We start from the raw sequence: 5,070 nt of genomic DNA, 5'->3' as shown, positions 1-5,070 counted from the left end.
GCCAATATGCCATTGTCGCCTGCCCCCTTCTTCTCCCCTCCCGCAAGCGGGAGGGGAGAAGAAGGGGGCAGGCGACAATGGCATATTGGCTGGCGTCCGCGCGGACGGTGCAGGCGGCGGGGGTGATGTCGCGCTTTGACCCGGCCTATTGGACGGTCAATTTTCCGCGACCGATGATGGCGAGCGTGGTGACGATTGCGCCGGACGCATTGCGCGTGGACGCGGTCTTCTATCGCCAGAATGATCTGGCGGGGCTGATCTGGGAGAGCGTGGACCGGCATGACCACCCGCTGCTCTCCTATGAGACCAGCCGGGATTATCGGGGGTGTCGGTTGCGCTTTCGCTGGCGGTCGGCGGGGGTGATGGCGCTCGACGCGGTCAACGGCCCGGTGCTGACGATCGAGGGGCGTGATGCGGCGGGCGAGCCGCGCGCCTGGTATGTCCGGCTTTGGAACTATGCCGAGGGGACGCGGGAGGATTGCGTCGTCAGCCTCGACCTTGCGACCGTTGCGGGCGGGTTCGTGCTTCCGGATGAAGCCGATCCCGTGTGGGCGGGCGATGTCGACCGGATGTTCGTGAGCCTGGTGCCGCCGGGATACACCGGTGACGATGCGGCGCTGGCGGCGCCGGTCGAGGGCTGGGTCGAGCTGTCGGAGATCGCGGTCGAGGGGCCGGGGGCGGTGCTGGCGATCGGCGATGTGGTGGTGCCGGAACATGGGCTGTCGATCTGCTCGGGCTATGACGACAGCTATCATGTCACGCCGGAACGACTGCTGCGCAATGCGCTGCAACTGGGGTATCGCGGGGACATCGTCCATTATGTCGGGATGAGCCATTATTTCCGGCTCGAGGCGGTGGCGAGCGGCTATTTTGCGAGCCTCGCCGGCGGGGCGCTGAATGGCCCGTGTGGCGCGTGGCATGCCGATTTCGCGGCGCGGGCGAGGGCGCTGGGATTCGGCGTGATCTGGTCGCTGTCCTATGAGCTGTTCGACGCGCATTGCTGGGGCGACTGGAAGCAGCGGGCGTTCGATGGATCGCCTGCACTGACCGGATGGGAGCCGCCCTCGACCCTGCTGTCCCCGGCGCATGCGGGGGCGATGGGGTATCTGCAGGCGGTGGCGGCGGCGTTTGTCGGGATCGCGCAGGACGCCGGGCTGACGGTCAAGTTCCAGGTCGGCGAGCCGTGGTGGTGGGTGATGGCCGATGGTCGGCTGTGCATCCATGACGACGCGGCGAAGGCGGCTTTGGGCGATCCGGCGGAGCAGAATGTGCGGGGCGATCCCGACACCGACGTGCTCGACTCGGCGGGTGCGTTGCTGGCGGCGTCGACGGCGGCGCTGGGCGCGGCGGTGCGTGGCGTGGCTCCGGCGGCGCAGCTGTTGCTGCTCGCCTATCTGCCCACGGTGCTCGATCGCGAAGCGCCGGAGGCGATGCGGGCGAACTTGCCGGTCGGCTGGGCCTATCCGGCGTTCAATGTGCTGCAGCTGGAGGATTATGACTGGGCAGCGGTGGGCAATGCCGTGGCGAGCGCGCGCGGCGTGGCGCTGGCGCAGGCGCGGCTGGGCTATCCGGTCGAGCGACAGCATTATTTCGCGGGGTTCGTGCTGAACCCCGAGGATGCGCCGCAGTGGCGCGGGATTGCCGGTGCGGCGGATGCGGCGCGTGCGCGGGGTGTGGCGGCGACGTTCATCTGGGCACTGCCGCAGGTGATCCGCGACGGGTTCGTGACCTTCGATCAGGAGGAAGACATGCAGGCATTCGATGATGTGCTGTTCCCGATTGCGCTGGGGCGCGAGGCGGAGGTGGCGCCCGAGGTGTCGACCGCGATCCTGACCAGCGCGGGCGGGCATGAGGCGCGCAACGCCGCCTGGGCGCAGGCGCGGACCCGGTACGATGTCGGGCCGGGGGTGCGGAGCGAGGCGGATATCCGGGCGCTGCTGGGGTTTTACCGGGCGCGGATGGGGCCGGCGCGCGGGTTTCGGTTGCGCGATCCGTTCGATGATTGCTCGAACGATGACGGTGCGCCGGGGCCGCTCGATCAGGTGTTGGGCGAGGGTGACGGGGAGCGGCAGGCGTTCGCGCTGGTCAAATCCTATGGCGATGTCGCGCGGCGGATCACCCGACCGGTGGCGGGGAGCGTGCGCGTGGCAGTCGATGGCGTCGAGACGGCGGCGTTCGCAGTGGATGCGGGCGGAATGGTCGTGCTGGACGAACCGCCGGGGGATGGGACGGTGGTGACGGCGGGGTTCCGGTTCGATGTGCCGGTGCGGTTCGCGGAGGATTCGCTGAGTGTGAACCGGGCCACGTTCATGGCGGGGGCGGCGCCGAGCGTGCCGTTGGTGGAGGTCAGGGAAGATTAAGCGCGGTCACTCGGCCCCCAGCGGATCCAAGCCTGTGGGTCGCGGCACACCCGCGAGACGATCGATCTCGCGGTCGAACAGTGCGCCGAGCTTCGCGTCCCAGATCGCGGCGCCGTTCATCCCCGAATCCGCCACGAAGATCATCCCGCCGCCATCAAGCAGTATGCGGACGCGCTGACCCACACGGGTGAAGGCGATCGAGCAGGAGTCGAGATAGGCGACGGCGATACTCGAGCCTTCGACGATGCCCGGTCCGCCGGGTTTTAGAACCCGAAGAATCTTGAGGCGGGCAGCGGGCAGCAGGCCCGGCTTCCAATCGTCGCCCAGGTTCATCGGTTTCTCGACCTCGGCGTCCACGACAAGCGCGGCGAGGCCATAGGACTGGCGCGCATAGTCGAGCGCGCCGGTTTCCGACCGGATTGGCCCCATCGAGCATGCCATCGCGGGCGGCGCAATGAAGAGCGCAATCACGGAGATGGTGCGGAGCCAGCTGAGCATCGGTTCAGCGTGCCGTCCGCATTGCGTCCACGCAAGGTCAAGGAAGACGCTGATGAACTGGCTGAACGAGCCGCTCGCCACGATCGCCTATTGCTGGCGGATCGAGCGGCGGGATGGGGTAGCGATCGGGCTGACGGCGCATGATCGCGATCTGGAGGTGGATGGGTTTCACTATCGCGCGGCGCCGGGGATGACGCCCTCGGCGATCCGGCGCGGCGCGGGGCTGGATGCCGACAGCATGGATGTGACCGGGGCGCTGACCGGGGCGGCGATCAGCGAGGCGGATTTGCTCGCCGGGCGCTGGGATGGCGCGCGGATCAGCCTGTTTGCAGTCGACTGGACCGCGCCGGGTGAAGTCGTCGCACTGGGCAGCGGGACGATCGGGGCGGTCGAGACGCGCGATGGTGTGCTGACCGCCGAGCTGCGCGGGGCGGCGGCGGCGCTGGATGCGCCGGTGGTCGAGATGACCTCGCCCGAATGCCGCGCCGAGCTGGGCGACAAGAGGTGCCGCGTCGCGATGGCGGGCCGGCGGCGGTTCGCGCGGGTGATCGCTGTCGAGGGGGCGGTGCTCACGCTGGATTCGCATGAGCCGGTGGCGGGTGGATGGGCTGGCGGGCGGCTGCGCTGGTTCGGCGGGACGAATAGCGGGCTGAGCGATCTGATTGCGGCTTCGGCGGGGGATGTCGTGACCCTGCGGCGTGCGCCGCGGTTCGAGGCGGTCGGTGCCTTGGTGGAGGTGAGCGAGGGATGCGACAAGAGCATCGCGACCTGCGCTGGGCGGTTCGGCAATGCGGCGAATTTCCGGGGCGAGCCGTATCTGCCGGGGGTGGACCTGCTGACGCGCTATCCGGGCGGATGACGCCGCTGCAGCGGGCGCGCGGTGCGATCGGCGCGCGCTTTCGGTTGCATGGGCGCTGCGTGGCGCACGGGCTGGACTGTGTCGGGCTGGCGGCGCTGGCTTACGGGATTGCGGTGCCGCGTGGCTATGCGCTGCGCGGGGGGCGTCTGGCGCAGGTGGCTGACGCAGCTGCGGCGGCGGGGCTGGTACGGGTGGGCGATCCGCAGCCGGGCGATCTGGTGTTGTTCGATGCCGGGGCAGGGCAGCTGCACCTCGCCATCGCGAGCGATGAGGGCGTGATTCATGCCGATGCGGCGCTGCGCCGGGTGGTCGAGCGGCCGGGCGTGCCGCCCTGGGCCGAGCTGGCGCGCTGGCGACGCGGGGAGGATTGAGATGGCGACATTGGTGCTGATGACGGTCGGTGGCCTGTTCGGCGGGCCGATCGGGGCGATGCTGGGCAGCCTTGCCGGCCAGGCGGTCGATCGCGACTTGCTGTTCAAGCCGAAGGGGCGCGAGGGGCCGCGGCTGACCGAGTTGGCGGTGCAGACGTCGAGCTATGGCACGCCGATCCCGCAGCTGTTCGGGACGTTGCGGGTCGCGGGAACGGTGATCTGGGCGACCGATCTGGTCGAGCATCGCCAGCGCGAGGGCGGCAAGGGGCGCCCGACGGTGACCAGTTATAGCTATACCGCGTCGTTCGCGGTGGCGCTGTCGGCGCGGCCGATCCTGTCGGTCGGGCGCATCTGGGCCGACGGCAAATTGGTGCGCGGCGCGGCGGGCGACTGGAAGGTGCGGACCGGGTTCCGGTTGCACTTTGGCGGAGAGGATCAGGCGGTCGATCCGCTGATCGCATCCGCCGAGGGAGCCGGATCGGCACCCGCGCATCGCGGCATCGCCTATGCCGTGTTCGAGAATCTGGAGCTGGAGGAATTCGGCAATCGCATCCCCGCGTTGAGTTTCGAAGTGGTGGCCGATTCCGGTGCGGTGACGGCGGGCACGATCGTGGCGGCGCTGTCGGGCGGGAGGGTCGACGCGGGCGAGGCGGTGCTGCCAATCGAGGGCTATTCGGGCTATGGCGAATCGGTGCGCGGGGCGATTGCGCCGCTGATCGAGGCGAGCGGCGCCTGGCCGGTGGTGGCGGGCGATCGCTTTGTACTGGCCAGCGGAGAGGGCGGCGCCACGGTGATTGCCGACCCCGGGGCGAGCGGGCGCGGGGTGGAGCGGACGATCGCCGCACCCGATCAGGTGCCGCGCCGGGTGGCGATCAGCCATTACGACCCGGCGCGCGACTATCAGGCCGGGGTGCAGATTGCCACCGACCCGCAGGGGCAGGATCGCGAACGGCGGATCGAATTGCCCGCCGCGCTGTCCGCC

5 protein-coding genes are annotated in these 5,070 nt (G+C 69.6%); 4 read left to right on the top strand and 1 reads right to left on the bottom strand.

What is annotated here, in order from left to right:
* Positions 1 to 77 precede the first annotated feature (77 nt).
* On the top strand, positions 78 to 2,360 hold the full coding sequence (locus AX681_RS09090; RefSeq protein WP_066682092.1) for a DUF2460 domain-containing protein: 2,283 nt from the start codon (positions 78 to 80) through the stop codon (positions 2,358 to 2,360).
* A gap of 6 nt (positions 2,361 to 2,366) precedes the next feature.
* Here AX681_RS09090 and AX681_RS09085 read toward each other — a convergent pair whose 3' ends face one another.
* Positions 2,367 to 2,858 carry a hypothetical protein gene (locus tag AX681_RS09085; RefSeq protein WP_066657020.1) on the bottom strand — a complete coding sequence of 164 codons (492 nt, stop codon included), beginning with the start codon at positions 2,856 to 2,858 and terminating at the stop codon, positions 2,367 to 2,369.
* A 52-nt stretch (positions 2,859 to 2,910) separates the two neighbouring features.
* On the opposite strand from AX681_RS09085, the gene AX681_RS09080 reads away from it, so the two are divergent.
* The 3 genes from AX681_RS09080 to AX681_RS09070 all read left to right on the top strand — a co-directional run.
* Complete coding sequence (locus tag AX681_RS09080) at positions 2,911 to 3,717, top strand: DUF2163 domain-containing protein (RefSeq protein WP_066657022.1); 807 nt, start codon at positions 2,911 to 2,913, stop codon at positions 3,715 to 3,717.
* On the top strand, positions 3,714 to 4,088 hold the full coding sequence (locus tag AX681_RS09075) for a hypothetical protein (protein ID WP_066657024.1): 375 nt from the start codon (positions 3,714 to 3,716) through the stop codon (positions 4,086 to 4,088). Before AX681_RS09080 ends, AX681_RS09075 begins: the two co-directional genes overlap by 4 nt.
* Before the next feature lies 1 nt (position 4,089).
* Positions 4,090 to 5,070: phage tail protein (locus tag AX681_RS09070; protein WP_197424267.1), on the top strand; the 981-nt coding region annotated here is incomplete at its 3' end.

Origin of the sequence: Sphingomonas sp. CCH9-E2 (assembly GCF_001557215.1) — a bacterium.
Taxonomy (GTDB): domain Bacteria; phylum Pseudomonadota; class Alphaproteobacteria; order Sphingomonadales; family Sphingomonadaceae; genus Sphingomonas.
This window is presented reverse-complemented; position numbering and strand designations above follow the sequence as displayed.